Annotated in this window: 1 protein-coding gene; it reads left to right on the top strand. The window is 61.4% G+C overall.

Annotated features, from left to right (window positions below; genetic code table 11):
- Nucleotides 1–92: 92 nt before the first annotated feature.
- Nucleotides 93–1,076 (top strand): selenium-binding protein SBP56-related protein (locus Q7A36_RS40065; RefSeq protein ID WP_305109369.1); only part of this gene is annotated, 984 nt, incomplete at its 3' end.

Below are 1,076 nucleotides of genomic sequence, written 5' to 3'. Positions count from 1 at the left end.
TAGCGATTTTCGTGGAACTGCCGGACCAACAAGTGGAGACTGGAACCACCGCGGGCACAAATGACCGCGGGGAGAAGCTGGGAGGCTCTGCCATGAGCATGCGGCCCGATCCTACTTTCCACCCGTCGCCGAAGCTTGCAATGGAGGCACCGCCGGAAAACTTTGCCTACACACTGTTGCTCTCGCCGGACGCCTCAAAGTCGGACGCTCTAGCCATCATCGACGTGGATCCAGGCTCGCCGACTTACCGGCAGGTGGTCCACATAGTGGCGATGCCGAACACCGGGGACGAGTTCCACCATTTCGGCTGGAACGCCTGCTCATCATCGCTTTCCCCGCTGAGCGGTCACGCGTTCCTGGAACGCCGCTACCTAATCATCCCTGGACTGCGCTCCTCACGCATCTACATCGTCGACACCAAGCCACATCCGACCCAGGCAAAGATCCACAAGATCATTGAGCCAGAGGAGGTGTTCCGAAAGACGGGCTACTCGCGGCCTCATACAGTCCATTGCGGCCCCGAAGGCATCTATGTCAGCACGCTGGGCGGCGGTGGTAAGGATGGCACCGCAGGCCCGCCTGGTATCTTCATCATGGATTGCGAGAGCTTTGAGATCCTCGGCCGATGGGAAATCGACCGCGGATCGCAGACGCGGCACTACGATTTCTGGTGGAACCTGCCGCGCGACTACATGGTCTCGAGCGAGTGGGCCTTACCGCCGCAATTCGAGAACGGGCTTGTCGCCGAAGACTTGCTCTCCAATCGCTACGGGCACCGCCTCCACTTCTGGGATCTGCGCGGCCGGCGCAACGTGCAGACGATCGACCTTGGGGCGCAGCACCAGATGGCGCTGGAAGTGCGTCCAGCACATGACCCGATCAAGGAGTACGGCTTCGTCGGCGTCGTGGTCGACACCACCAACCTGGAAGGCTCAATCTGGACTTGGTGGCGGGAGGGCGGTCGGTTCCACATTGAGAAGACCGCGACCATTCCGCCTGAGCCAGCGCCCAAGGATCATCTGCCTCCGTTGCTACAGGGTTTCGGCGCCGTGCCGCCACTCGTCACCGACATCGAC

The organism is Paracraurococcus lichenis (assembly GCF_030657435.1).
In the GTDB taxonomy this organism is placed as follows: Bacteria; Pseudomonadota; Alphaproteobacteria; order Acetobacterales; family Acetobacteraceae; genus Paracraurococcus; species Paracraurococcus lichenis.
Note: the sequence above shows the minus strand (reverse complement) of the source record. Positions and strands in the feature narration are given on the sequence as shown.